Origin of the sequence: Streptomyces sp. Ag109_G2-15, from assembly GCF_900215565.1 — a bacterium.
GTDB classification, from domain to species: domain Bacteria; phylum Actinomycetota; class Actinomycetes; order Streptomycetales; family Streptomycetaceae; genus Streptomyces; species Streptomyces diastatochromogenes.
In genome coordinates, this window is record NZ_OCNI01000001.1 from 2,836,724 (window position 1) to 2,861,124 (window position 24,401).

General features: G+C 70.7%; 23 protein-coding genes and 1 pseudogene. 11 read left to right on the forward strand and 13 right to left on the reverse strand.

The window, feature by feature from the left end:
* Positions 1–58 precede the first annotated feature (58 nt).
* Both CRP49_RS12580 and CRP49_RS12585 read right to left on the reverse strand, forming a co-directional pair.
* The gene (locus tag CRP49_RS12580; protein WP_097253452.1) at positions 59–910 is read right to left on the reverse strand and encodes a calcium-binding protein; all 852 of its coding nucleotides are present in this window, start codon (positions 908–910) and stop codon (positions 59–61) included.
* 148 nt (positions 911–1,058) lie between these two features.
* Positions 1,059–1,445: a cupin domain-containing protein gene (locus CRP49_RS12585; protein WP_097253453.1), complete on the reverse strand. Its 387-nt coding sequence runs from the start codon at positions 1,443–1,445 to the stop codon at positions 1,059–1,061.
* A 51-nt stretch (positions 1,446–1,496) separates the two neighbouring features.
* Here CRP49_RS12585 and CRP49_RS12590 point away from each other — a divergent pair, with 51 nt between their 5' ends.
* Together CRP49_RS12590 and CRP49_RS12595 are read left to right on the forward strand one after the other, a co-directional pair.
* On the forward strand, positions 1,497–2,531 hold the full coding sequence (locus tag CRP49_RS12590) for a GlxA family transcriptional regulator (protein ID WP_257033381.1): 1,035 nt from the start codon (positions 1,497–1,499) through the stop codon (positions 2,529–2,531).
* Positions 2,528–3,022, forward strand: a complete 495-nt coding sequence (locus CRP49_RS12595) for an LURP-one-related/scramblase family protein (protein WP_097253454.1) — start codon at positions 2,528–2,530, stop codon at positions 3,020–3,022. The genes CRP49_RS12590 and CRP49_RS12595 overlap by 4 nt, the downstream gene beginning before the upstream one ends.
* A 24-nt stretch (positions 3,023–3,046) precedes the next feature.
* On the opposite strand, the gene CRP49_RS12600 is transcribed toward CRP49_RS12595, so the two are convergent.
* Positions 3,047–3,841 (reverse strand): carbon-nitrogen family hydrolase, encoded by a 795-nt coding sequence (locus CRP49_RS12600; protein ID WP_097253455.1) that lies wholly within the window; start codon positions 3,839–3,841, stop codon positions 3,047–3,049.
* 217 nt (positions 3,842–4,058) lie between these two features.
* Between CRP49_RS12600 and CRP49_RS12605 the strand changes: the two genes are divergently transcribed.
* Positions 4,059–4,883 carry a maleylpyruvate isomerase family mycothiol-dependent enzyme gene (locus CRP49_RS12605; RefSeq protein ID WP_097253456.1) on the forward strand — a complete coding sequence of 275 codons (825 nt, stop codon included), beginning with the start codon at positions 4,059–4,061 and terminating at the stop codon, positions 4,881–4,883.
* 60 nt (positions 4,884–4,943) lie between these two features.
* A complete protein-coding gene (locus CRP49_RS12610; protein ID WP_097253457.1) occupies positions 4,944–5,723 on the forward strand; it encodes a cyclopropane-fatty-acyl-phospholipid synthase family protein in 780 nt (259 codons plus the stop codon).
* Positions 5,724–5,819: 96 nt separating this feature from the next.
* Here the strand turns inward: CRP49_RS12610 and CRP49_RS12615 are convergent, their stop codons facing one another.
* On the reverse strand, positions 5,820–7,118 hold the full coding sequence (locus CRP49_RS12615) for a nitrate/nitrite transporter (RefSeq protein ID WP_097253458.1): 1,299 nt from the start codon (positions 7,116–7,118) through the stop codon (positions 5,820–5,822).
* Positions 7,115–7,765, reverse strand: a complete 651-nt coding sequence (locus CRP49_RS12620; protein ID WP_094218882.1) for a GntR family transcriptional regulator — start codon at positions 7,763–7,765, stop codon at positions 7,115–7,117. The genes CRP49_RS12615 and CRP49_RS12620 overlap by 4 nt, the downstream gene beginning before the upstream one ends.
* Positions 7,766–7,955: 190 nt before the next feature.
* Here CRP49_RS12620 and CRP49_RS12625 point away from each other — a divergent pair, with 190 nt between their 5' ends.
* From CRP49_RS12625 to CRP49_RS12635, 3 genes are all read left to right on the forward strand, one after another.
* On the forward strand, positions 7,956–8,867 hold the full coding sequence (locus CRP49_RS12625; protein WP_097253459.1) for a D-alanyl-D-alanine carboxypeptidase family protein: 912 nt from the start codon (positions 7,956–7,958) through the stop codon (positions 8,865–8,867).
* Positions 8,868–8,932: 65 nt separating this feature from the next.
* The gene (locus tag CRP49_RS12630) at positions 8,933–9,475 is read left to right on the forward strand and encodes an RNA polymerase sigma factor (RefSeq protein ID WP_097253460.1); all 543 of its coding nucleotides are present in this window, start codon (positions 8,933–8,935) and stop codon (positions 9,473–9,475) included.
* The gene (locus tag CRP49_RS12635; protein ID WP_143669983.1) at positions 9,472–9,924 is read left to right on the forward strand and encodes a hypothetical protein; all 453 of its coding nucleotides are present in this window, start codon (positions 9,472–9,474) and stop codon (positions 9,922–9,924) included. The genes CRP49_RS12630 and CRP49_RS12635 overlap by 4 nt, the downstream gene beginning before the upstream one ends.
* On the opposite strand, the gene CRP49_RS12640 is transcribed toward CRP49_RS12635, so the two are convergent.
* The 3 genes from CRP49_RS12640 to murJ all read right to left on the reverse strand — a co-directional run bounded on the left by CRP49_RS12640 (position 9,921) and on the right by murJ (position 13,556).
* Positions 9,921–10,838, reverse strand: a complete 918-nt coding sequence (locus CRP49_RS12640; protein ID WP_097253462.1) for an alpha/beta fold hydrolase — start codon at positions 10,836–10,838, stop codon at positions 9,921–9,923. The genes CRP49_RS12635 and CRP49_RS12640 overlap by 4 nt on opposite strands.
* Before the next feature lie 122 nt (positions 10,839–10,960).
* A complete protein-coding gene (locus CRP49_RS12645) occupies positions 10,961–11,713 on the reverse strand; it encodes a hypothetical protein (RefSeq protein ID WP_097253463.1) in 753 nt (250 codons plus the stop codon).
* Positions 11,714–11,897: 184 nt separating this feature from the next.
* Positions 11,898–13,556 (reverse strand): murein biosynthesis integral membrane protein MurJ, encoded by a 1,659-nt coding sequence (gene murJ / locus CRP49_RS12650; RefSeq protein ID WP_097253464.1) that lies wholly within the window; start codon positions 13,554–13,556, stop codon positions 11,898–11,900.
* Between the two features lie 130 nt (positions 13,557–13,686).
* Between murJ and CRP49_RS12655 the strand changes: the two genes are divergently transcribed.
* The gene (locus CRP49_RS12655) at positions 13,687–14,664 is read left to right on the forward strand and encodes a BRO family protein (RefSeq protein ID WP_097253465.1); all 978 of its coding nucleotides are present in this window, start codon (positions 13,687–13,689) and stop codon (positions 14,662–14,664) included.
* 69 nt (positions 14,665–14,733) lie between these two features.
* Here CRP49_RS12655 and CRP49_RS12660 read toward each other — a convergent pair whose 3' ends face one another.
* The 3 genes from CRP49_RS12660 to pdhA are packed head-to-tail and all read right to left on the reverse strand — an operon-like array spanning position 14,734 to position 18,358.
* Positions 14,734–16,146 (reverse strand): dihydrolipoamide acetyltransferase family protein, encoded by a 1,413-nt coding sequence (locus tag CRP49_RS12660; protein WP_097253466.1) that lies wholly within the window; start codon positions 16,144–16,146, stop codon positions 14,734–14,736.
* Positions 16,147–16,157: 11 nt separating this feature from the next.
* Positions 16,158–17,144: an alpha-ketoacid dehydrogenase subunit beta gene (locus tag CRP49_RS12665; RefSeq protein WP_097253467.1), complete on the reverse strand. Its 987-nt coding sequence runs from the start codon at positions 17,142–17,144 to the stop codon at positions 16,158–16,160.
* A gap of 2 nt (positions 17,145–17,146) precedes the next feature.
* Positions 17,147–18,358 (reverse strand): pyruvate dehydrogenase (acetyl-transferring) E1 component subunit alpha, encoded by a 1,212-nt coding sequence (pdhA, locus tag CRP49_RS12670; protein ID WP_097253468.1) that lies wholly within the window; start codon positions 18,356–18,358, stop codon positions 17,147–17,149.
* A 305-nt stretch (positions 18,359–18,663) separates the two neighbouring features.
* Between pdhA and CRP49_RS47830 the strand changes: the two are divergent.
* Both CRP49_RS47830 and CRP49_RS12675 read left to right on the forward strand, forming a co-directional pair.
* Positions 18,664–18,789: pseudogene (locus tag CRP49_RS47830) on the forward strand (DNA-binding response regulator); the annotation flags it as partial.
* Between the two features lie 120 nt (positions 18,790–18,909).
* Positions 18,910–19,953, forward strand: a complete 1,044-nt coding sequence (locus CRP49_RS12675) for a phosphotransferase (protein ID WP_179851595.1) — start codon at positions 18,910–18,912, stop codon at positions 19,951–19,953.
* A 179-nt stretch (positions 19,954–20,132) separates the two neighbouring features.
* On the opposite strand, the gene CRP49_RS12680 is transcribed toward CRP49_RS12675, so the two are convergent.
* Positions 20,133–21,752: a protein kinase gene (locus CRP49_RS12680; RefSeq protein WP_097253469.1), complete on the reverse strand. Its 1,620-nt coding sequence runs from the start codon at positions 21,750–21,752 to the stop codon at positions 20,133–20,135.
* Positions 21,753–22,095: 343 nt separating this feature from the next.
* On the opposite strand from CRP49_RS12680, the gene CRP49_RS12685 reads away from it, so the two are divergent.
* Positions 22,096–23,730 carry a protein kinase gene (locus tag CRP49_RS12685; protein WP_097253470.1) on the forward strand — a complete coding sequence of 545 codons (1,635 nt, stop codon included), beginning with the start codon at positions 22,096–22,098 and terminating at the stop codon, positions 23,728–23,730.
* Positions 23,731–23,801: 71 nt separating this feature from the next.
* Here the strand turns inward: CRP49_RS12685 and CRP49_RS12690 are convergent, their stop codons facing one another.
* Positions 23,802–24,341, reverse strand: coding sequence for a bacterial proteasome activator family protein (locus CRP49_RS12690; RefSeq protein WP_097253471.1), 540 nt, complete (start codon positions 24,339–24,341; stop codon positions 23,802–23,804).
* Between the last annotated feature and the right edge of the window lie 60 nt (positions 24,342–24,401).

The window sequence follows — 24,401 nt, forward strand, 5'->3', positions numbered from 1 at the left end:
ACAACCCGGCTGTGGGTGACCCGCCTGTGGACAACCAAGGACAACCAGTTCAGGCCCTTCAGTCCTGGCGGATCACGTCCGTGCCGGGGCCGCCGGACAGCGTGTCTCTGCCGGCGCCGCCGTACAGCCTGTCGTTCCCGCTGTTGCCGTAGATCTTGTCGTTGCCGCTGTTGCCGTACAGGACGTCGTTGCCCTTGCCGCCGTACAGCGTGTCGGCCGCGGAACCGCCGTAGATCTTGTCGTTGCCGTCGTCGCCGGACAGGTACTGGCTCCGGGCACCGCCGTGCAGCACGTCGTCGCCCCTGCCGCCCTGCACGATGTTGTCGCCGCCGCTCGCGTAGATCGTGTCGTTGCCGTCGCCGCCCCAGGCCAGGCCCTCCGCGCCCACCGTCAGGGTGTCGTTGCCCGCGTCGCCCGAGGCGTAGGCGCCGTCGAGGCGGCCGCTGTCGGTCAGCTTGTCGTTGCCGGCGCCGAGGGAGATCTCGGCGTAGTAGTAGATCTGGTCGGTGGTGTTGTCGTAGGTGACCGTGTCGTTGCGGTCGCCGAGGTTCATGATCAGGGCGGCGTACGGGTCCTGGCTGTCCACGTTGGTGACCGTGCAGGAGACCTTCGTGTGGTCCGCGCTGTCGGGGTAGGCGCAGTCGTGGCCCGCGCTGATCGGGACGACGTCGTCTATCACGTAGGTGATGCCCGCGCGGTCCGCGGTGAGCGCCGCGGTGACGGTGGCCTTGTTGGTCTGGCCGGGGGCGGCCTCATAGGTGAGCTGCCAGTCGTACTGGTTGACCGAGGCGGTGGCCGGCTGCGTGGCGGCACCGGCGGTGCCGGCCAGGGTGAGCGGTGCGGCCAGGGCCGTACCGAGGGCCAGGGTGACGGCTCGTACGACCCGGCTGCGGGCGGGACGAGAGGACATGGGCGGACCTCCGAAAGGAACGTGCGGAGCCTGTGCGACTTGTGCAACGTCCGACTCGGCGCCCACCTGCTTGGTTGGGCAACTTCCTTACGGGAACTGGAAGTTCACCCGCGAGACACCTCTCGTCCCGCCGGATTCCGGTGCCGGGTCAGATGAGGGCGTGCCCGATGGTCGCGTCCACGTGGTCCGGCACCTCGTCGTGCCGGTCACCCACCGAGAAGGTGCCGGTGGGCTCGAAGACCAGCATCTGGGTGGGCACGGGCGCGTACGGCTTGTGCCAGGTACCGCGCGGGACGGCGAACACCGAGCCCTTCGGGAGGACGACCGTGCGCTCGCCGGCCGGCTCCCTGAGAGAGATGTGCAGTTCGCCGTCGAGGACCAGGAAGAACTCGTCCGTGTCGTCGTGGACGTGCCAGACGTGCTCGCCCTCGACCTTGGCGACGCGGACGTCGTAGTCGTTGACCGCGGTGACGATGCGCGGGCTCCACTGCTCGGTGAAGGAGGCGAGGGCCGCCTCCAGGGAGATCGGTTCCATGCGTTCATCGTCCGGGGTGCCGGACCGGCCGACGAGTGCTAGAAATCGCACATGCCGCAAGAATCCTCGCACCGCGTCGTTCTCGTCGTCGACGAGAACTCCAACCCGTTCGAGATGAGCTGCGCCATCGAGGTCTTCGGGCTGCCCAGGCCGGAACTGGGGCGGAAGCTGTACGACTTCCGGCTGTGCGCCGGCGAGCCGCACACCCGGATGCGGGACGGTTTCTTCACGCTCACCGGGGTCGCCGGACTGGAGGCCGCCGAGGAGGCCGACACGCTGATCGTGCCGAACCGGCCCGACACCGAGGTACCGCGCGCGGAGCGTGTCCTGGACGTCGTACGCCGGGCACACGCGCGGGGCGCCCGGCTGGTCGGCTTCTGCTCGGGTGCGTTCACGATCGCGGAGGCGGGGCTGCTGGACGGGCGCCGGGCGGCCTGCCACTGGATGTGGGAGCAGTCCTTCCGGGCCCGTTTCCCCGAGGTGCGCCTGGAGCCGGACGTCCTCTTCGTGGACGACGGCGACATCCTCACGGCGTCGGGCAGCGCGTCGGCGCTCGACCTGGCCCTGCATGTCGTACGGCGCGACCACGGCGCCGAGATCGCCAACCACGTCTCCCGCCGCCTCGTCTTCGGCCCGCACCGGGACGGCGGGCAGCGGCAGTTCGTGGAACGTCCGCTGCCCGCGGTCCCCGACGAGTCGCTCGGCCCGCTGCTGGCCTGGGCGCAGGAGCGGCTGGGCGAGCCGCTGACGGTGGCGGACCTGGCCGCCCGCGCGGCCGTCTCCCCCGCCACCCTGCACCGCCGCTTCCGCGCCCAGCTCGGTACGACCCCGCTGGCCTGGCTCACCGGGGAGCGGGTCGCGCTCGCCTGCCGGCTGATCGAGCGGGGCGAGGAGCGCCTGGACGTGGTGGCGGCCCGCAGCGGCCTGGGCACGGCGGCCAACCTGCGCGCGCGGCTGCGGCGCGAGACGGGGCTGAGCCCGTCGGACTACAGGAGGCGTTTCGGGCCGGAGCCCGCCGTCGCGTCCGGCTCCGTTCCCTCCGGCTCCGTGATGATCCCGCCGGGCCGGGGAACGGTATCCGCATGAGACTCCTCGTACGCGACCGGCTCCTCGGTATCGGTGACGACTACTGGATCGAGGACGAGCACGGCCAGAAGGTGTTCCTCGTCGACGGCAAGGCCATGCGGCTGCGGGACACCTTCGAGCTGAAGGACGCCCACGGGCGGGTCCTGGTCGACATCCACCAGAAGATGTTCGCCCTGCGCGACACCATGGTGATCGAACGGGACGGCGAGGGCCTGGCCACGATCAAGCGCAAACGGCTGTCCCTGCTGCGCAACCACTACCGGGTGGCCCTGGTCGACGGCACAGAGCTGGACGTCAGCGGCAAGATCCTCGACCACGAGTTCGCCATCGAGTACGACGGCGAACTCCTCGCGGTGATCTCCCGCCGCTGGCTGCACCTCAGGGACACGTACGGCGTCGACATCGTGCGCGACGACGCGGACCCGGCGCTGCTGATCGCGGTGGCGGTGTGCGTGATCCATCTGGCGCAGCGGGAGCGGGAGGACGACTAGCGCCGCCCCGGGTCCGCCCCGTGTTCAGCGGCGCGGTGGCTCCAGGCCCAGCATCCGGTCCTTCAGGGCCGGGAACTGTTCGCGGGTGGCCGCCACCTTCGCCGGGTCGAAGTCGACCGTGAGGACCTCCTCGCCGGCGCCCGCCTCGGCGAGCACCTCGCCCCAGGGATCCACCACGATCGAGTGACCCGCCTGGGGAACTCCGGCGTGCGTCCCGGCCGTTCCACACGCGAGCACGAACGCCTGGTTCTCCACCGCCCGCGCCTGAGCCAGCAGCGTCCAGTGCGCGCGTCGCCGCTCGGGCCAGCCCGCCGGGATCACCAGCGTCTCGGCGCCGGCGTCGACGAGGGAGCGGAAGAGTTCGGGGAAACGGAGGTCGTAGCAGGTGGCCACGCCGAGGGTGGTCCCGGGCAGCCGGACCGTCACGAGGTCCCGCCCGGCCCCCATCAGCACGGCCTCGCCCTTGTCGAAACCGAAGCGATGGATCTTGCGGTAGGCCGCGGCCAGCTCACCTGAGGGGGAGAAGATGAGAGAGGTGTTGTAGAGGGGGCCGTCCGGGTCCCGCTCGGGGATGGAGCCGGCGTGCAGCCACACGCCCGCGTCGCTCGCCGCCTTGGCCATCACCTCGTACGTCGGCCCTTCGAGCGGCTCGGCCTCGGGGCCGAACTCCTCGTAGGCGAAGGCACCGGTCGTCCACAGCTCGGGCAGAACGACCAGGTCGGACCCGGCCTGTTCGCGGACCAGCGCGGCCACCCGCTGCCGCCGTTCGGCAACCGATTCGCCCTCGTCTACGGCAATCTGGATCAGCGAGGCGCGCACACTACCACCGTCCTGGCATTCGAGTAGTCCACACGGGCCTACGATCGTCACACGAAAGCACTGCCGGGGTGCCTCAGAGCAGCGTAACTTGGGGGTCCCCCCGGTTCGAGCGAAGTCGAGAACCGGGGGAGTTTCAAGACCGCGCCGAGTGCAGCCACCTCCCACTGGCAACGCCGCCACAACCGCCCGTGTACCGACCGCCGAGGGGTCCCGTTCCGTGAGTCTGCATCCCACCCTCCAGCCCTACGCCGACGCCTGGACCCACTCCATCGAAGCGATATCCGAGTTGGTGGGCACGCTCGTGGAGGGCGAGTGGAACCGGCGGACGCCGTGCCCAGGCTGGTCGGTGCGTGACGTGGTCTCGCACGTCATCGGCCTGGACTGCGAGATGCTCGGCGACCCGCGCCCCATCCACACCCTCCCCCGCGACCTCTTCCACGTCACCAACGAGCACCAGCGCTACATGGAGATGCAGGTCGACGTCCGCCGCCACCACACGGCGCCGGAGATGACGTCCGAGCTGGAGTACACGGTCATCCGCCGCAACCGCCAGCTGCGCAACGAGTCCCGCGACCCCGGCCACAAGGTGCGCGGCTACGTGGGCGCCGAGGTCACCCTCGAACAGGCGATGCGCACCCGCGCCTTCGACGTGTGGGTACACGAGCAGGACCTGCGCACGGCCCTCGGCCGCCCCGGCAACCTCGACTCCCCGGGCGCGCACGTCACCCGGGACGTCCTGCTGGACGCGCTTCCCAAGGTGGTCGCCAAGGACGCGAGCGCCCCGCGCAGTTCGGCCATCGTGTTCGACGTGCACGGGCCGGTCGAGTTCCTGCGCACCATCCGCGTGGACATCCAGGGCCGCGGCACCCTGGAGACCGCCCCCGCCCTGGGCCCCGCCGCCTCCTTCGCCCTCGACTGGGAGACGTACTTCCGGCTGGCGTGCGGCCGGGTGAGCCCGGAGGCGGTCGCGGACCGGGTGAAGACGGAGGGCGACCCGGACCTGACGGCGGCGATCCTGCGCAACTTCGCGGTGACGCCGTAGGCCCGCCGGCGCTCGGAAAACCGGTGTCGCCGCTCCGCCCTCGGAACTAGCGTGCGCGCCATGACGGACACTGCGGCGACCCCACGCACCGACGACCTCCCGCCCCGGCTCACCCGGCTCGTCTTCCACGGCCCCCTCTCCGAGGCCCGCGCGGCCGCCCTGGTCCGGCGCCTCGCCGGAACCCGGCCGGGCAGCGTCCTGGACATCGGCTGCGGCTGGGGCGAGTTGATGCTCCGGGTGCTGGAAGCCGTACCGGACGCTCGGGGACTCGGCCTCGACGTCAATGCCGAGGACCTGGCGAGGGGCAGGCGGAACTCCGCGGCACGGGGTCTCGCGGACCGCGTGGAGTTCGTCGAGGAGTCCGCCGTCGGCACCCGCCGCGGCCCGGCCGACCTGGTGCTCTGCCTGGGCGCGACCCAGGCCCTGACCAAGGCCGAGCCACCCACGGCGGAGGCGCTGCGCGAGCTGCGGCGCCTGGTGAACGACGGCGGCCGCGTCCTGCTCGGCGAGGGCTTCTGGGAGCGCACGCCCACCGAGCCCGAACTGGCCCGCATGTGGCCGGGCGCCTGCGCCGACGACCACTACGACCTCGCCACCCTCCTCGACCTTGCCGTCGAGGCCGGCTTCCGCCCCGAGTGGACGGAGACCGCGAGCCCGGCCGAGTGGGAGGAGTTCGAGTCGGCGTACCAGGCGGACACGGAGGTATGGCTGGCCACCCATCCGGATCACCCGTCGGCCCCCGAGACCCGCGACCGCCTGAACCGCCACCGGGCCCAGTGGCTGGCCTACCGGGGCGTACTCGGGATCGCGTACCTCACCCTCGTGCCGGTCACCGGCTGAGCGGAGGGGCGGTCGCCGACGGCGAGCACCCCCACAGGTTGCTCACCTTCTCAGCCAACGGGAAACGGGCGGTGCGTGGGCGGGAGAAAAAGCGGCTCAAGCCGCAGGCACATGCACCGTCTCCACCCGACTGGCCACCAACCGCTCCCGCTCCCGCCGAGCCGCCCGCCCCCGCAGCCGCAGAATCTGACTCACCCCCACCGCCTGCAGGACGAACACCACCGAGAAGGCCACCGAGTAGTCGTCCCCGGTCGCATCCAGCAGCACCCCGACCGCGAACAACGTCGTCATGGAGGCGACGAACCCACCCATGTTGGTGATTCCCGACGCCGTGCCCTGTCGCTCGGGCGGGTTGGCCGGCCGGGCGAAGTCGAAGCCCAGCATCGAGGCCGGACCGCACGCGCCGAGCACCGCGCAGAGCACCACCAGCAGCCACAGGGGAGCACGCTCACCCGGCCAGGCGAGAGTCAGCGCCCACAGCGACGCCGTCGCTCCGACCGTGCCCAGAGCCAGCGGCAGCCGGGCCGCGTGGTGCCGGGCGACGATCTGGCCGTAGACCAGCCCGATCACCATGTTGCACAGGACGACGAGCGTCAGCAGCTCACCGGCCGTGGCACGGGACAGCCCCTGCGCCTGGACCAGGAACGGCAGCCCCCACAGCAGCAGGAACACCATCGCCGGGAACTGGGTCGTGAAGTGCACCCACAGTCCCAGCCGGGTGCCGGGCTCCCGCCAGGACGCCGCGATCTGCCGGCGGACGTAGGCCGCGCCCTGGTGCGGGAGCGGCTCGGGCTCGTGCCCCTCGGGGTGGTCCTTCAGGAACAGCAGCGTCAGGACGAGTACGAGCGCACCGGCCAGCGCACTGCCCGCGAACGCCGGGGTCCAGCCGATGCCGTGCAGCAGCCGGGCCAGGACCAGGGTGGAGACCAGGTTGCCGGCCATGCCGACCAGGCCCGCGAGCTGCGCGACCAGCGGCCCGCGCCGGGCCGGGAACCAGCGGCTGCCCAGCCGCAGCACGCTGATGAAGGTCATCGCGTCACCGCACCCGAGCAGCGCCCGCGAGGCGAGCGCCGTGCCGTAGGAGGGCGAGAAGGCGAAGCCGAGCTGGCCCGCCGTGAACAGCACCGCGCCGATGCCGAGCACCTTCTTGGTGCCGAGCCGGTCGACCAGCAGGCCCACCGGTATCTGCATGCCGGCGTAGACCAGCAGTTGGAGGATGGAGAAGGTCGAGAGGGCGGAGGCGTTGACGTGGAAGCGGTCGGCCGCGTCCAGCCCGGCCACGCCCAGGGACGTACGGAAGATGACGGCGACGAAGTAGACCGAGACACCGATGGACCACACCGCGATGGCGCGGCGGCCGCCCGGTGGGTCACCCGGCAGGGTGGCGTTGTTCACCGGACCTCACCCCGCGCGAGGTGCGAGAACCAGCTCACATGCCGGTGCACGACCCCGACGGCCGCCTCCGCGTCCCCGGAGCGCAGCGCCTCGAGGATCTCCTCGTGCTCGGCGAGCGTCTTGGCGATCCGGTCGGGGTGCGAGTGCATGACGGCGACGCCCATCCGCAGCTGCCGGTCGCGCAGCTGGTCGTAGAGCCGGGACAGGATCTCGTTGCCTCCGCTGCGCACGATCTCGGCGTGGAAGCAGCGGTCGGTCTTCGCCGCGGCGGCCAGGTCACCGGCCGCGGCCTGCGCCTTCTGCTGCTCCAGCAGCTCCGCCAGCCGCTCCAGCAGCCCCGGCGGGGCGGGTACGGCCTTGCGGGCCGCGTGCTCCTCCACCAGCAGCCGGGTCTCCACCACGTCGGCGATCTCCTGCGCGGAGACCGGCAGGACCAGGGCACCCTTCTTCGGGTACAGCCTGATCAGGCCCTCCACCTCCAGCTTGAGCAGCGCCTCCCGGACAGGTGTGCGCGAGACCCCCACGGCCTCGGCCAGCTCCCCCTCGGTGAGCAGCGTCCCGCCCTCGTAACGGCGGTCGAGGACGCCCTGCTTGATGTGGCTGTAGACACGGTCGGCGGCGGGTGGTTGCTTCGTGGGCGTGGCCATGCCCACAGGATAGATACAACACGTACGCATGGGAGGCTCTCGTCCAGCATGCGGACGTGACGCAGATCTCTCCCAGCGACCGCACAACCTTCTGTGCTACTTACGTGTCACACACGTGCGGCCCTGCTCCCTTGCCACCCTCAACTTGGCCGCACAGTAGGGGCATTCAACACAATCGGGGTATCTCACTTTGATTACCGGCATTAAGGGCACCCGCCGCATCCGCCGAGCAGCCGCCATCGCCGTCACCTCCGGCGCGATGCTCGCCACCGGGGCCCTCACCGCGGTGCCCGCACAAGCTGTCACGACGCCCTCGATCATCGCCAAGGGCGGCTACGTGATGAACAACGCCAACAGCTCGACGCTGTACACCAAGGCAGCGGACACCAAGCGCTCCACCGGCTCCACCACCAAGATCATGACCGCCAAGGTCGTGCTCGCCCAGTCGAACCTCAACCTCGACGCCAAGGTGACGATCAAGAAGGAGTACAGCGACTACGTCGTCAGGAACAACGCCTCCCAGGCGCACCTGATCGTCGGCGACAAGGTCACCGTCCGCCAGCTGCTCTACGGCCTGATGCTGCCGTCCGGCTGCGACGCCGCCTACGCCCTCGCCGACAAGTACGGCAGCGGCGCCACCATGGCCGACCGCGTGAAGTCCTTCATCGGCAAGATGAACACCGCCGCGAAGAACCTCGGCCTGAAGAGCACGAGCACGCACTTCGACTCGTTCGACGGCATCGGCAACGGCAACAACTACTCGACGCCGCGCGACCTGACGAAGATCGCCAGCAGCGCGATGAAGAACTCCACGTTCCGCACGATCGTCAAGACTAAGTCGTACACGGCGAAGACGATCACCAAGACGGGCAGCACCCGCACGATGAACCCGTGGACCAACACCAACGGGCTCCTCAGCAGCTACAGCGGCACCATCGGCGTGAAGACCGGCTCCGGCCCCGAGGCCGGCTACTGCCTCGTCTTCGCCGCCACGCGTAACGGCAAGACGGTCATCGGCACCGTCCTCTCCTCCACCTCCATCCCGAACCGTGAGTCCGACGCGAAGAAGCTCATGAACTACGGCTTCGCCAAGCTCGGCTGACGGCCGTTTCGGCACCCGGGCCCGTCGCGGATCGCGGCGGGCCCGTCGCGTAGGGTGACCCCGTCATGGACGCACAGGGGGACGCCGCCGAGCCGTGGGAGACCGCCGCCGAGCTGGTCCGGGCCGCCCAGAACGGGGACGCCCTCGCGATGGACGAGCTGCTGACCCTGGTGACCCCGTACGTGACCCGCCTGTGCCGCCCGATCGCGCCGCACGACGTGCCCGACGCCGTACAGGAGTCGCTCGTCGCGGTCTTCAAGGGCCTGCGCGGACTGCGCGATCCGCTCGCCTTCTACGGCTGGGTGCGCACGGTCACCGTCCGCGAGGCGGTCCGGGTCGCCCGGCGCACCGCGGTCGAGGAACCGGCCGACCCCTCCGACCTGGCCCGGCTCGGCGGACTGCGCACCGGCACCGACGGCGACCTGCCCGCAGACATCCGGGACGTACTCGCCCGGCTGCCGGTACGGCACCGCGCGGTCCTGGTCCTGCGCGAGCTGGAGGGCCTGGACGAGGTCGCCGCGGCCGAACTGCTCGGGGTCCCCACGGGCACCGTCAAGTCCCGTCTGCACCGGGCCCGTTCCGCGTTCCGGAAGGCGTGGTCGCGATGAACACCGATCCCGTACTGCGCCTGCGCGTCCTGGCCGCCGGTCTGCACGCCGGCCTGTACGCCGAGCAGCACCTCCCACTGCCGTACGAACAGGTCTGGTCGGTCGCCTCCGACCTGTCTTCGGAGTTGCCCCATCTGGTCCCCTTTCTGCGTGAGTTCCGTGTCCCGCCGGGCGACGCCGACCGCAAGCCGGCCCTGGCGGTGGGCCGCTCGGGCCTGCGCGAAGCCTTCGAGGTACGCCTCGCCCCCGGCTGGTGCCTGATGCAGTCCCGCCTGATCGTGGGCGGCATGGCGGCCGCACCGGAGGGCGCCGGCACGCGCTTCGCCGTCCTCGGCGCCACCCGCCCCACCGCCCTGCGCCCGGTCCAGTGGCTCTACGGCAGCCTGCTCGGCGAGCGGCGCGGCCAGGCGTTCGTACACCGGCTCACCGAGCGGGCGGCACTGCGTTAGCGCGGCTCGGCGAAGAGTTTCCCGATCGCCTCGGCGACCTCCTCCGGCCGCTCCTGCGGCAGATAGTGTCCGGCCCCCGGCACCAGCCGCACGGTCAGATCGTCGGCGTACGGCTCCGACCCGGCGAGCACTGACGGTGGGACCACCACGTCCCGCTCCCCGCCGAGCAGCAGTGTGGGTACGGTCAGCCGGTGCCGGCGCCCGGTGCCGCGGACCAGCGCGGGGATGTCGTGCAGGACGTACTGCCAGAACAGGGACTGTGCGGCGGCCGCGCTCGCGGAGGTCGCGGCCGCGTACTCGGCGAGTTCGGCGTCCGTCCACACGGCTGGGTCGGCCGCCTGGTGACGCAGCAGGAAGCGGGTGAAGCCGGGCCAGTGCCGCAGGACGGCCCGCCCGAGCACCGGGTACTCGACGAACGCGGTGTACCACATCCGCCACAGGTTGGGCAGGACCGCCCGGTGCCGGGGCCAGGGGTGGGACATGTTCAGCGCCAGGTACCCGGTGAACCGCTCCGGAGCCCGCAGGCACAGCCGGAACCCCAGGTGCGCGCCCCAGTCGTGACCGACCAGCCCGACCCGCTCCAGCCCGAGGGCGTCCAGCAGTGCGAGGGCGTCGTCCGCCAGGCCGTCCATGTCGTACCCCCGCCGAGTGACCTCGGACCAGCCGAAGCCCCGCAGGTCCGGGCAGATCAGCCGGTACCCGTCCGGCACCAGGGCGGCGACCTTGTGCCAGGCGTACCAGTGCTGCGGGAAACCGTGCAGCATCAGCAGCGGGACGCCGGTGGCGCTGGTGCCGTCGGTGCCTCCGTACTCGGCGAGGTGCAGCCGGGTGCCCCGGACCGTCGGCCAACGGTGCTCGGCGCGCATGTCCTCGGGCATCGGACGGTCGGACACGACCGCGGTGTGCGGTGCCATGCATGACCCCTCTCGGGCCGGTGCGGTCCCCCGTCGGGTCCGCGTCGCCGGGTCAGGAGTGGGGGCAGCTGCGAAAGGTTCCCTCCTTTCTCTTTCGTGTCTCGGGCTTGCGCGAGGCCTCCTCAGGTCAGCTGGTCGTAGGTCTTGAAGGTGTAGGAGGCGTCGTACGACATCAGGTTCTGGTCGGCCGCCGGCAGACCGAGCCGTCGGTTGAGGGACGGGGCGAGCGGCCCGCAGTGCTCGGCGGCCGGAGCGGTGAAGGTGTCGTCGTACGCCGAGAACTCGATCACCGGCGGATCCTGGGAGACCCACTTGGAGGGGCCCGAGCGCTTCAGCTGGAAGTCGACGGGTTCGCTCGCCCCGATGGTGCAGCCGTGCGGCAACAGCGGTCCTATGAGCCGGAAGCGGAGGCTGAACCGGCCGGTGTAGAAGTCGGACCGGCCACCGTACTCCGGCTGTATCGCCATCCCCAGGACCGGCACGTGATCGCCTGCCGGGGTGCCGGTCAGCCCTCCCGGAACTGCGGTCGGCGCGGTGTGCATCGCTCCCCACACCTGCCCGTTGCTGCCGTCCGGCAGGGGACCCTCGGCGTGGGTCATGGTGATCGGGGCGAGGTCCACCGTGACCTTGCCGATGGTCAACCGCGGGGCAGCGGTGTGCACTTCACATCTCCAACGGGCCGGGTCGACGCCGTCGGGCAGTGCGGGACAGTCGCTGAAGTCGGTCGCGGACGGGGTGGTGGAACGCGGCGCGGAGTACGCGACTCCCGGCCCGCACACTGCCGCGGCACCTGCCAGGACGGCGGCACCGGCGAGGGCGGCAGCGGCACGGCGGACGACGGAGGAACTGGAGCGAGCGGCGCTGGTTTTCGACATGACATCAGCGTGCCGCTCAGCCCCCACCGACCACATCGGTGACGCCCCCGGCCCTACCCCGAGTCAACCCTGATGCCGTGTCAGGGGCCGACGGGTCCCCGCATCCCACGTACAGAGTGCGGGGTCGCTGATCGGTCTGGGGCGTCGCTGCCGGCGAGGCCCTCGCGGGCAACACCCCAGGTGATCAGCCAAAGCCGGGCAGCCGCCGGAGTTCGGGCAGGCGCAGCAGGCGGCCGAGGGCCAAGTACGTCACGGACAGGGCGAGGGTTCCGGTGGCCGTGGTGAGGGCCGTCGCCGCCGTACCGCTCCCGCCCAGGGCTGCCGCGCAGGCCCGCGCCGCCGCCCAGCCCGCGACCGCTCCCGCGGCACCGGCGCACAGCAACTTGGCGTACGTACTGCGCAGGGCGCCGTCGGCCAGGCGGCCGCCGGTGCGCCGGGCCAGGAGGCGGGCGGTGAGGGCGAGGCCGGCGAAGTAGGAGAGGGTGTAGGCGCCGGCCATGCCGGTGACGGCCCAGCGGGCGGGCAGCAGGAGGTGGCAGGCGGTGGCGAGGGCGATGTTCACGACGCCGATCCAGACCGCCATGAAGAACGGTGTACGGGTGTCCTCGAAGGCGTAGAAGCCGCGCAGCAGCAGGTACTGGGCCGAGAAGGGGATCAGGCCGAGGCCGAACGCCTGGAGCATGTGGCCGAGGGGCCGGACGGAGGAGGCGTCGGCGGCGCCGTGGGCGAACAGCAGCGTCGCGATCTGTGGGCCGAGCGCGGCGAACAGGAAGGCGGCGGGCACGATGACGACCCCACTGATCCGCAGCGCCCGGGACAGGTCCGCGCGCAGATCGGCGATCCGGCCCTCGGCCGCGGCCTTGCTCATGCGCGGCAGCAGCGCCGTGACCAGGGAGACGGTGACCACGGACTGCGGCAGTGTCCAGATGGCCTGGGCGTAGCTGTACGACGTGTAGCCCGCGCCGGCCTTCGGCAGTTCCTGGTCGGCCGCACTGGCGTAGTTGGTGACCACGGTGAGCGCGATCTGGTTGGCCAGCACGAACAGCAACGTCCACTTGGCCGCGTGGACGCCGGAGCCGAGTCCGGCACCGCGCCAGTCGAAGCGGGGCCGGAACCGGAAGCCGGCGGCGCGGGCGAAGGGGATCAGCGCGAGGGCCTGTACGGCGATGCCGACGGTGGTGCCGATGCCGAGCCAGCGGACCTGGGCGGCAGTGATGTCGGCGACCGAGTGCGGGACGGTCATCAGCCCCAGGTAGGCACTGAACATGCCGATGAGTACGAAGTTGTTGAGAACCGGCGTCCAGGTCATCGCCCCGAACTTCTCGCGGGCGTTGAGGACTTGGCCGAGGATGGTGAAGAGGCCGTAGAAGAAGATCTGCGGCAGCAGGAACCGGGCGAAGACGACGGTGAGCCGGAAGGCCTGATGGCTGTCCGGCGTGTCCCTCATGTACAGGCCCACGATCTGCGGGGCCGCCCAGACGGCGAGTACGGTCCCGGCGGCCAGCACCGTGATGACCAGGGTCACCAGCCGCTGCTCGTAGGCGCGCCCGCCGTCGGGGTGGGTGGCCCGGGCACGCACCAGCTGCGGCACGAGTACGGCGTTCAGCGCGCCGCCGATCAGCAGGATGTACAGGCTGGTCGGCAGGGTGTTCGCCGTGTTGTACGTGCTCGCCAGCAGCCCGTTGCCGAGCGCCGCGCCCTGCAGCACCTGCCGGATCAGCCCGGTCGCGCGTGACACGACGGTGGCTCCGGCCATCAGCACGGAGGACCGGGCGAGCCCGCCCTTCTCCTCCGTCGTCCGCCTTTTCGCATGCCGTGCTGTGCTCTTCGCCCCCGCCACCATGGCGTCAAGATACGGGAGTTGAGATGGGTCCAGCCAAATAGGGGATCTTCCCTCGCAATGGTGAACATCCATCTTGCAGCTGGCATATTCGATTTGCTCCGCTCTACGTTCCGCAGCGGAGGTGGTTCACATGAACGAACCCAGCAAGCGGCCCAACGCGGGCGAGCGGCATGAGGCGCTCGACGTCAGCGACTTCGTGTACGCGGCGACCGGAGCCCGGGTACGACGACTGACCATGCCGGACGGGAGTCATTGGTTTCCGGCGGTGGATGTCTGCAAGGAACTCGGGCACACCAACTCGAGGAAGGCTCTCTCCGACCATGTCCCGGAAGAGCACCGAGAGATTCTCGAGACCGTAACTGGAGGTTACGGTCTCAGCATTCCCGCAGGTCGGGAGTGGCGCCGAGACATGAATCTCATCGATCTCCAGGGCCTGATCCTCCTCGTCCAATCCTGCACGAAGGCTGCCTGCGCCCCCTTCAAGCAGTGGGCCGCCGAGGTCATCGAGACCGTGCAGCGGGAGGGTTCTTACACTCTCGAAGAGGCCGAGGTGCAGCCGACCGCCCCCGGTGCCCCCATCGCGTACGCCATGCCGGAGCAGGTCGCCGAGGCCATCGTGCGGCTTGAGGCGCACAACCTTCAGCTGGACGAGGAGCTGGCGAACGGGCAGCGCGAATCGATCTCGCTGCAGAAGGAGATGCTGGCGATCCAGAGGGAGACGCTGGCCACGCAGAAGGCCACACTCGCCGCGCAACAGGCCCTGGTCCATGCGATGGAACGCATCGCGGACCGGTTCGACGCTCTCGTTCTCGAACGTCGGGAGCCCGGCGGGCACCTCACGGTGCTGCCCACCACGGAGTCCGTGCTGGCCGACTGGCGGGAACGGCTGTCCGTGACGGAGGACGTGTGGACGGTGGCCGTCGTCATCGCCCCGGTCCTCGTCGAGAAGGGTGAGCTGCGAGAGCCGCTCGAATCGATCGCGGCCCGTACGGGTCTGTCGGTACGCCGCGTCAACGAATGCCTCCGCCTGCTGCGCAAGCACGCCTGCATCCGCTCACAGGGCGCGGCGCAGGACGGGGCGCCGGTGTACGTGCTCAACCAGCTCTGACAGTCAGAGGAGGGAGTGGGCGATCGCAAGACCAAGTTGCGACCGCCCACTCCCTCAACCTAGCTGCCCTCACGCCCAGGTGATCAACCGCTTCGGCTGCTCCAGGATCGCCGCGACATCGGCGAGCACCTTGGAGCCCAGCTCCCCGTCCACCAACCGGTGATCGAAGCTCAGCGCCAGCGTCGTGACCTGGCGCGGCTTGACCTTGCCCTTGTGGACCCACGGCTGGAGCTTGATCGCGCCGACCGCGAGGATCGCGGACTCGCCGGGGTTGAGGATCGGCGTGCCGGTGTCGACGCCGAAGACGCCGACGTTGGTGATGGTCACCGTGCCGCCCTGCATCGCCGCGGGGGACGTCTTGCCCTCGCGGGCCGTCGCCACCAGCTCGCCCAGGGACTCGGCCAGCTGCGGGAGCGTCTTGGCGTGGGCGTCCTTGATGTTCGGGACGATCAGACCGCGGGGGGTGGCCGCCGCGATGCCCAGGTTCACGTAGTGCTTGAGCACGATCTCCTGGTTGGGCTCGTCCCAGGACGCGTTGATGTCCGGGTTGCGCTTGATGGCGACCAGCAGGGCCTTGGCGATCAGGAGCAGCGGGTTCACCCGCAGGCCCTGGAACTCCTTGTCCTGCTTGAGTTCCTCGACCAGCTTCATCGTGCGCGTCACGTCCACCGTCACGAACTCGGTGACGTGCGGCGCCGTGAACGCGGAGCCGATCATGGCCTGCGCGGTCGCCTTGCGGACGCCCTTGACCGGGATGCGGGTCTCGCGGGCGCCGTCGTAGGCCACGACGGGTGCGGGAACCGGTGCGGCGGCGGGGGCTTCCACGACGACCGGCGCGGCGGCCTCGGCAGCCTTGGGGGCCGCCGCCGCGTGGACGTCCTCGCGGGTGATGACGCCGTCCGGGCCGGACGGGGTGATCGTGGCGAGGTCGACGCCGAGGTCCTTCGCCAGCTTGCGCACCGGCGGCTTGGCCAGCGGGCGGGGCTGGGCGGGGACGGCGGCGCCGTGGCCGTTCAGCTCGGTCTGGATGGCCTGGGCCGCGGCCGGGACGGTGACCTCCGGGCCCTTGCGCGGGCGGCGCTTGGTGGAGGTGGTCGCCACGCCGTAGCCGACCAGGACCGGCTGGCGGCCCTCCGGCTTGGGCTCCTCCGCCTTGGGCTCCTCCGCCTTGGGTGCCGCCTTCGGCTGCTCGGCGGGAGCGGGGACCTCCGCCGGTGCGTCGCCGGCCACGTCCACCGCGATGATGGACGTGCCCACGTCCACCGTGGTGCCCTCGGGGAAGTGCAGCGCGCGGACCACGCCGTCGTAGGGGATGGGGAGTTCGACGGCCGCCTTGGCGGTCTCGACCTCGCACACCACCTGGCCGTCGGTGACCGTGTCACCAGGCTGGACGTACCACTTGAGGATCTCGGCCTCGGTGAGTCCCTCGCCCACGTCGGGCATCTTGAACTCGCGTACGGAAGCTTCCGTCATCGTCGTCACGAACCCTCTCCTCAGTACGCCAGGGCACGGTCGACGGCGTCGAGCACCCGGTCCAGACCCGGCAGGTACTCCTCCTCCAGGCGCGCCGGCGGGTACGGGGCGTGGTAGCCGCCGACCCGGAGCACCGGGGCCTCCAGGTGGTAGAAGCAGCGCTCCGTGATCCGGGCGGCGATCTCCGCACCGGAGCCGAAGAACACCGGCGCCTCGTGGACGACGACCAGGCGGCGGGTCTTCTCGACCGAGGCCTGGATGGAGTCGAAGTCGAGGGGGCTGACCGAGCGCAGGTCCAGCACCTCCAGGGACTTGCCCTCCTCGGCGGCCGCGTTCGCGACCTCCTGGCACAGCTTCACCATCGGGCCGTAGGCGGCCAGGGTGAGGTCCGTGCCCTCGCGGACGACCTGTGCCTTGTGCAGCGGGCCGGGGATGGCGTCGGTGCTGACCTCGCCCTTGTCCCAGTAGCGGCGCTTGGGCTCGAAGTAGATCACCGGGTCGTCGCTCTGGATGGCCTGCTGCATCATCCAGTACGCGTCGGACGCGTTGGAGGGGCTGACCACCTTCAGGCCCGCCACGTGCGCGAACAGCGACTCGGGGGACTCGGAGTGGTGCTCGACCGCGCCGATGCCGCCGCCGTAGGGGATGCGGATGACGACCGGCATCTTGACCTTGCCCAGCGCACGGGCGTGCATCTTCGCCAGCTGCGTGACGATCTGGTCGTAGGCCGGGAAGACGAAGCCGTCGAACTGGATCTCCACCACCGGGCGGTAGCCGCGCAGCGCGAGGCCGATCGCGGTGCCGACGATGCCCGACTCGGCGAGCGGGGTGTCGATGACGCGGCTCTCGCCGAAGTCCTTCTGCAGGCCGTCGGTGACCCGGAAGACACCGCCGAGCTTGCCGACGTCCTCGCCCATGACGAGGACCTTGGGGTCCGTCTCCAGAGCGCGGCGCAGCGACTCGTTGATCGCCTTGGCCAGCGCCATGGTCTTGGTCTCGGCTGCCATGATCAGACCCCCTCTGCCTCTGCGTCCGCGAACGACGCCTGGTAGGCGGCGAACTGGGCTCGCTCCTCGTCGACGAGCGCGTGCCCGTCCGCGTACACGTTCTCGAAGATGGCGAAGTGGTCCGGGTCCGGCATGGAGCGGACCGCTTCGCGCACTCGCCTGCCCAACGCCTCGGACTCGGCCTCGAGTTCCGCGAAGAATCCCTCGTCCGCGTGGTTTGAGGCCTCGAGGAACCGGCGAAGGCGCAGGATCGGGTCCTTCGCCTCCCAGGACTGCCGCTCCTCGTCGCCCCGGTAGCGGGTGGGGTCGTCGGAGGTGGTGTGGGCGCCCATGCGGTAGGTGTAGGCCTCGACCAGGGTTGGGCCCTCGCCGTTGCGGGCGCGCTCCAGCGCCCACTTGGTGACCGCGAGGCAGGCCAGGACGTCGTTGCCGTCGACGCGTACGCCGGGGAAGCCGTAGCCCTGTGCGCGCTGGTAGAGCGGGACGCGGGTCTGCTTCTCGGTCGGCTCGGAGATCGCCCACTGGTTGTTCTGGCAGAAGAACACCACCGGGGCGTTGTAGACCGCGGAGAAGGTGAACGACTCGGCGACATCGCCCTGGCTGGAGGCGCCGTCGCCGAAGTAGGCGATCACGGCCGAGTCCGCGCCGTCCTTGGCGACGCCCATCGCGTAGCCGGTGGCGTGCAGCGTCTGGGAGCCGATGACGATCGTGTAGAGGTGGAAGTTGTTGCTGTTCGGGTCCCAGCCGCCGTTGTTCACGCCGCGGAACATCCCGAGCAGGTTGGCCGGGTCCACCCCGCGGCACCAGGCGACGCCGTGCTCGCGGTAGGTCGGAAAGACGTAGTCGTCGTCGCGCAGGGCCCGGCCGGAGCCGATCTGGGCGGCCTCCTGGCCGAGCAGCGAAGCCCACAGGCCCAGCTCGCCCTGGCGCTGCAGGGAGGTGGCCTCGGCGTCGAACCGGCGGGTGAGCACCATGTCGCGGTACAGGCCGCGCAGCTCTTCGGGGGTGATCCCGGCGACGTAGGCGTCGTACTCGGCGTTCTTGACCCGCTTGCCCTCGGGCGTCAGGAGCTGCACGAGTTCCGGGTCGGTGCTCTTCTTGGTGGTGCGGGTGGTGCGCTTGGTGCCGGTGGTTCCGGTACTGCTGCCGGTGGTGCCGGCCTTGCCTGCGGCGCTGCGTCGCGGCTTGCGCGCGGCACTGCTGTCCACGGTCACGTGTGCTCCTCCGTCGTTCCGGCCCCCGGGGTTGCCGGTAGGCCAGTGCGGCTCACCTGTTCTCGACCACCGGGCACGGGGTGGGTGCCACTCGGCCGGGAACAGGCGTGACAGGTGCCCCGGCGAGCGCCCTGCAACTTTTACGTTACCCAGTGCTCCACATTTCTGTGAAACCCCTCCTGACCTGCGATTTTGCTTGGATTTCCAAGTAAATCCGCAGGGCTCGGAAGACCGCTGGTCACAGCCTTGCAGGAGGCCGGAGCAACGGCACGTTATCCCGGCCACCCCGGGCACGGGAAGAGTCAATGTGTGACACTGCCCTCGCCTACGAAAGCGGAAAAATCCGGGTATGGGATGGCACCGCGGCCGACGCGCCGCTACGGATTCCGGCCACCCGACCCGACGTCACCGTGCTCGACGAGCGCCACCCGTGCACCTGACCGTCGATCCGGAGTTCGTCACGGTGCACAGCGTGACCGAAAGCGACCAGCGGCGACTGCCTGTGATAAGCCCCAGCTCACGGCCGCTTTTCGTGCCCTAACATCTGGCGCGTGCCGCGCTCATGTGTACCACCCCTCTCGCCCCATGCGCCCCCTCTGGGCGCCCTGCTGCGCCTGTACGCCGCCGGTACCGCCCTCACCTGCGAACCCGTCGACCAGGGCCTGCTCAACCGCGGCTACCGGCTGTGCACCACCCGCGGCCGCTACTTCCTCAAGCACCACTTCGACCCGGACACCGCCGACCCGGCCGCCATCGAACGCCGGCACCGGGCCACCCAGCGCCTGGCCGATCTCGGCGTCCCGGTCGCCCCGCCGCTCGCGCACCGCGAGGGCCGTACGGTCGCCGTCGTCGGCGGCCACGCCTACGCCCTGCACCCCTGGATCGACGGCAGGCACCGCCACGGCGGCCAGCTGACCCGCGGGGAGAGCGCACGCCTGGGGGCGCTCCTGGGCGCCGTACACGCCTGCCTGGAGCGCGTGATGCCCCCCAAGGGGCGCACGCGCCCGGCCACGAGCCCGCATCCCGTGGAGAGCGCCGACCCGACCGACACCTTCGCCCTCATCGACGACCTGCTCGCCCACGTCCGCCGCCACCGCCCCGCCGACGCCTTCGACGAACTGGCCCGCCACCGCCTCCTGGAGCGCCGCGCACTGCTGGAGCAGCACGCCGACCGGCGCCCCCCGCGCGGCGGCTCGGTGGGCTGGGTGCACGGCGACTTCCACCCCTTCAACCTGCTCTACAAGGGCGACGCCCCGGCCGCCATCGTCGACTGGGACCGGCTCGGCGTGCAGCCCCGCGCCGAGGAGGCCGTACGCGCCGCCGCGATCTTCTTCGTACGGCCCGCGGGAGCGCTGGACCTGCCCAAGGTGCGGGCGTACGCGCGCACCTACCGGCGCGCGGCCGGCGCCACGCCCTCGGAGCTCGCGGCGGCCGTGCACCGGGTGTGGTGGGAGCGCCTGAACGACTTCTGGATGCTGCGCTGGCACTACGAGCGCGGTGACACACGCGCGGACTGCCAGTTCCCAGCCGCCTCGGCGCTGGCGGTGTGGTGGACACGGGAGTACGACGCGGTGTGCGACGCCTTCGTGGAGTGACGGCCTCTACGAGGTCGCGCACAGAGGTCGCACACAGAGGGGTCGCGCACAGAGGGGTCGCGCACAGAGGGGTCGCGCACAACGGCACGCGCGCGTGGAGCCGTTGCTCGCACGCGCGCGTGGGGTGCTCTAGCCGTGATGTCTCAGGCTGTTGCCGGGGCCGACGGGGTCGGTGGCCTTCAAGTTCCGTTGCCGGCCGTGGTGCCGGCCGTGGTGCCCGCGTCGGTGCCGCCGACCGTGGTGCCCGCGTCGGTGCCGCCATCGGTGGTGCCCGCGTCCGTGCCACCGTCCGTGGTGCCCGCGTCCGTGCCGCCGTCCGTCGGGGTGGTCTCCGGATCCGTCGGCTCCGTCGAGGTCGCCGGGTCGGTCGGCTCGGAGGTGGCCGTGTCGGACGGGGTCGCCGACGGCGTGTACGACGGCGTCCAGTCCGAACCGGTGCCGCCCGTGGCCGAGCCGTCGTCCGTGGTCGTGTCCGTGGGCTGGTCGGTGCTGTCGTCGGACGGCGTCTCGGAGGCCTTGTCGTCCTTCTTGGTCTGCGAGTGGCTCGGCGTCGGATCGGTGCCGCCGCCGGTGCCGTTGCCCGTGTTGTTCAGCGCGATCGCGACACCGGCCGCGATCGCGATCACCGCGAGGACGGCGAGGATCCACAGCTTGCCGCGGCCGCTGCCCTTGTTGCCGTGTCCCTCGAAGCCGCCGTCGTCGCCGTTGCCGTAGCCGCCGGGCAGGATCGGCTGCGGGATCTGCGTGGTGCCGGCGCCGAACTCGCCGGGGTGCTGCATCGCGGTCGTACCCGCGAAGCCGCCCGCCGGGGTCTGCCGGCCGTCGTGCGCCGCCACCGGCCCGGTGTTCCAGGTGCCGGTGTGGCCGCCCTGGTCGTACAGCATCTGCAGGCCGTACTGGACCATGCCGCGCATCTCTTCGGCCGTCTGGAACCGGTCGTCGGGCTCCTTGGCGAGCGAGCGCATGACCAGGCCGTCCAGCTCCGGCGGGCAGCCGTCGGAGAACTCGGAGGGCGGGGTCGGGATGTCCTGGACGTGCTGGTAGACCACCGACAGCGGGGTCTCACCGGTGAACGGGGGCCGGAGCGCGAGGAGTTCGTAGAGCAGGCAGCCGGTCGCGTAGAGGTCGGAGCGGTGGTCGACGGCCTTGCCGAGCGCCTGCTCCGGGGAGAGGTACTGCGGAGTGCCCATGACCATGCCGGTCTGCGTCATCGTTGTCGAAGCGCCGTGCAGGGCGCGGGCGATGCCGAAGTCCATCACCTTGACGGCGCCGTTGTGGGTGATGATGACGTTGGCCGGCTTGATGTCGCGGTGCACGATGCCGTGCTGGTGCGAGTAGGCGAGCGCCTCCAGCACACCGGAGACGATGATCAGGGCCTGCTCGGGGCCCGGCGCCTCGGCGTTCAGCAGCAGGTCACGGATGGTGCGGCCCTCGACCAGCTCCATCACGATGTACGGCACGGACTGGCCGCCCACGTAGTCCTCGCCGGAGTCGTACACGGCGACGATCGCGTGGTGGTTGAGTCCGGCCACCGACTGGGCCTCGCGCGTGAAGCGGGCCTTGGAGACCGGGTCCTCGGCCAGGTCGGCGCGGAGCAGCTTGACCGCGACCGTGCGGCCCAGACGGACGTCCTCGGCCGCGAACACCTCGGCCATGCCACCCCGGCCCAGCCGGTGGGTCAGCCGGTACCGGCCGTCGCCGACGAGCCCGCCGTTGCCCCACATCTCCGGCGTGTCTGACATGCCGCCGCCAGTCGCCTCGGGGTCGGACGGGCCCTGGGCGCTGTGCGTCTGTGCCATCGGTCCTCGCCGTCGTTTCTGCCCGCGGTGCGCGCGGTGTTGTTACGGTCTCCGTCGGCCACGCTACAGCCTTCGTGGGGGCCGCCGGTCCGGATCCGGTGCCGGGACCGGCCCCGGAGTGACCGGTCATGAAACCTCTAGCACGCGCTCTCGTGCAAATTCTGTGTGCCGGTCGTACGGCCGCTGTAACGCTTCCGCGACGCTTCTTTCGCGTACGGTCACGGAACGGGCACCGCGCTTGACGTGTCAGTGCCCTGGGGCAGACTTGGCCGGGAATGACACATTCGATCAAGGCTTGTTCGCTCAATGACGGCGCCGGACGGCCAGTGGGGGACGCGGAGAGATGAGCCAGGACGGCGCACAGGGCCGGTACGCGGGAGGGTCGCTGGCAGGCGGTCGCTACCAGCTGCGCGACTTGCTCGGTGAAGGCGGCATGGCCTCGGTTCACCTGGCGTACGACGCCGTGCTGGACCGCCAGGTCGCGATCAAGACGCTCCACACCGAGCTGGGCCGGGAGCAGGCCTTCCGCGAGCGCTTTCGCCGCGAGGCCCAGGCAGTGGCCAAGCTCACGCACACCAACATCGTCTCGGTCTTCGACACCGGAGAAGACGACCTTGGCGGCTCGACGATGCCGTACATCGTCATGGAGTACGTCGAGGGCCGCCCGCTCGGCTCGGTGCTCGACGCGGACGTACGGCAGTACGGCGCGATGCCCGCCGACAAGGCCCTGAAGATCACCGCGGACGTGCTGGCCGCGCTGGAGATCAGCCACGAGATGGGGCTGGTGCACCGCGACATCAAGCCGGGCAACGTGATGATGACCAAGCGCGGCGTCGTCAAGGTCATGGACTTCGGCATCGCCCGCGCCATGCAGTCCGGCGTCACCTCGATGACCCAGACCGGCATGGTCGTCGGCACCCCTCAGTACCTCTCGCCCGAGCAGGCCCTGGGCCGCGGCGTGGACGCCCGCTCCGATCTGTACTCGGTCGGCATCATGCTGTTCCAGCTGGTCACCGGGCGGCTGCCGTTCGACGCGGACTCCCCGCTGGCGATCGCGTACGCGCACGTCCAGGAGGAACCGGTCGCTCCCTCCTCGATCAACCGTTCCCTTCCGCCCGCGGTGGACGCGCTGATCACCCGCGCGCTGAAGAAGAACCCGAACGAGCGCTTCCCGACCGCCGAGTCCATGCGCGACGAGTGCCTGCGCGTGGCCGCCTCTCTCCAGACCGCGGCGCCGAGCATCGTGCCGGGCTCCGGCCCGACGCAGAGCGGCGCGGGCGTCGGCTCCGCGGTGTTCCCGCCGGTCGACCAGGCGACCCCGGCGCCCACCGGCCCGGTCCAGACGCCGTACCAGCCGACTCCGGCTCCGGGCCCGTACGGCACCCCGGCGCCGGCCCCGGTCCCCGCGCCGGCGTACGGCTACCCGCAGCAGGCCGGGTACCAGACCCCGCCGGCGGGGTACGGGCAGCAGGCCGCGGCGACCCCGCCGCCGTACAACCTCACGCCCCAGACCGCGGTGCAGTCCTCCGGCGGTGGCGGTGGCAAGGGCAACAAGCCGGTGATCATCGGCTCGATCGTGGTGTCCCTCGTCGCGGTCGTGGGCCTGATCGTCGCGCTGACGCTGAACAACGGCGGTGAGGACAACCAGGGCGGCGGCGACGCCAGCCCCTCCGCGTCGGCCCATGCGGAGGGCTACCGGGGTCCGGACACGTCGAAGACGGTCGACAAGACCGAGTGCACGGAGCCGCAGGAGTCGTACAACGACCCGAAGAAGATCACGCTCCCGGACTTCCGTTTGAAGTACATCAAGTCCGTCAAGGACTGCGCGGCCGCAGCCGGATGGCGCGTCACGACCAAGAAAGTCGACGAGAACACCTTCGGCGAGGGCGCGATCATCGACCAGTTCCCCAAGCAGGGCACGGACGTCGACCCCAAGCACGTCGAGATCCAGTTCAACGTGTCGTCGGGCAACCCCTAGCGGCTACCTGCATGAGGAAGGGCCCGGCGGACTACCGCCGGGCCCTTCGTGCTGAGGTCAGCCTGGGGGAGTTACAGGTACGGTCCGCCGGAGCGGCCGCCTGTGTGGTGTTCGTCGCCGTCGTGGCCCATGCCCGGCGGCAGCGCCCGGCGCATCTGCTCCAGCTGGGCCCGCGCGGCCATCTGCTGGGCGAACAGCGTGGTCTGGATCCCGTGGAACAGGCCCTCCAGCCAGCCCACCAACTGGGCCTGCGCGATGCGCAGTTCCGCGTCGCTCGGGGTTCCGTCGTCGGTGAACGGCAGGGACAGCCGCTCCAGCTCCTCGACCAGCTCCGGCGCCAGTCCGTCCTCCAGCTCCTTTACCGAGCTGCGGTGGATCTCCTTGAGCCGGGCACGGCTCGCCTCGTCCAGGGGAGCCACGCGCACCTCCTCCAGGAGCTGCTTGATCATGCTGCCGATCCGCATCACCTTGGCCGGCTGCTCGACCTGCTCCGTCACCGGAACCTCGCGGGAGTCCTCGTCTGAGCCACCGCCGCCAATCGCCATGCCGTCCTGGCCCACGACCAGGATCTGGGGATTCTCCGGTGACCGTTCGTTCCTCGGCATCTCCATGCCGCCATTCTCTCGCACGCCTACACCTCATCACCGTGGTGCCCCCTCATGGGGGTGATC

Bases quoted from the DNA above. Each gene is read 5' to 3' on its own strand.
- murJ (WP_097253464.1), bottom strand. From the start codon at position 13,556: ATGGTGGCGGGGGCGAAGAGCACAGCACGGCATGCGAAAAGGCGGACG.
- CRP49_RS12610 (WP_097253457.1), top strand. From the start codon at position 4,944: ATGACGGACACTGCGGCGACCCCACGCACCGACGACCTCCCGCCCCGG.
- CRP49_RS12590 (WP_257033381.1), top strand. From the start codon at position 1,497: ATGCCGCAAGAATCCTCGCACCGCGTCGTTCTCGTCGTCGACGAGAAC.
- CRP49_RS12580 (WP_097253452.1), bottom strand. From the start codon at position 910: ATGTCCTCTCGTCCCGCCCGCAGCCGGGTCGTACGAGCCGTCACCCTG.
- CRP49_RS12685 (WP_097253470.1), top strand. From the start codon at position 22,096: ATGAGCCAGGACGGCGCACAGGGCCGGTACGCGGGAGGGTCGCTGGCA.
- CRP49_RS12585 (WP_097253453.1), bottom strand. From the start codon at position 1,445: ATGGAACCGATCTCCCTGGAGGCGGCCCTCGCCTCCTTCACCGAGCAG.
- CRP49_RS12630 (WP_097253460.1), top strand. From the start codon at position 8,933: ATGGACGCACAGGGGGACGCCGCCGAGCCGTGGGAGACCGCCGCCGAG.
- CRP49_RS12680 (WP_097253469.1), bottom strand. From the start codon at position 21,752: ATGGCACAGACGCACAGCGCCCAGGGCCCGTCCGACCCCGAGGCGACT.
- CRP49_RS12655 (WP_097253465.1), top strand. From the start codon at position 13,687: ATGAACGAACCCAGCAAGCGGCCCAACGCGGGCGAGCGGCATGAGGCG.
- CRP49_RS12620 (WP_094218882.1), bottom strand. From the start codon at position 7,765: ATGGCCACGCCCACGAAGCAACCACCCGCCGCCGACCGTGTCTACAGC.
- CRP49_RS12635 (WP_143669983.1), top strand. From the start codon at position 9,472: ATGAACACCGATCCCGTACTGCGCCTGCGCGTCCTGGCCGCCGGTCTG.
- CRP49_RS12640 (WP_097253462.1), bottom strand. From the start codon at position 10,838: ATGGCACCGCACACCGCGGTCGTGTCCGACCGTCCGATGCCCGAGGAC.
- CRP49_RS12645 (WP_097253463.1), bottom strand. From the start codon at position 11,713: ATGTCGAAAACCAGCGCCGCTCGCTCCAGTTCCTCCGTCGTCCGCCGT.
- CRP49_RS12690 (WP_097253471.1), bottom strand. From the start codon at position 24,341: ATGGAGATGCCGAGGAACGAACGGTCACCGGAGAATCCCCAGATCCTG.
- CRP49_RS12665 (WP_097253467.1), bottom strand. From the start codon at position 17,144: ATGGCAGCCGAGACCAAGACCATGGCGCTGGCCAAGGCGATCAACGAG.
- CRP49_RS12595 (WP_097253454.1), top strand. From the start codon at position 2,528: ATGAGACTCCTCGTACGCGACCGGCTCCTCGGTATCGGTGACGACTAC.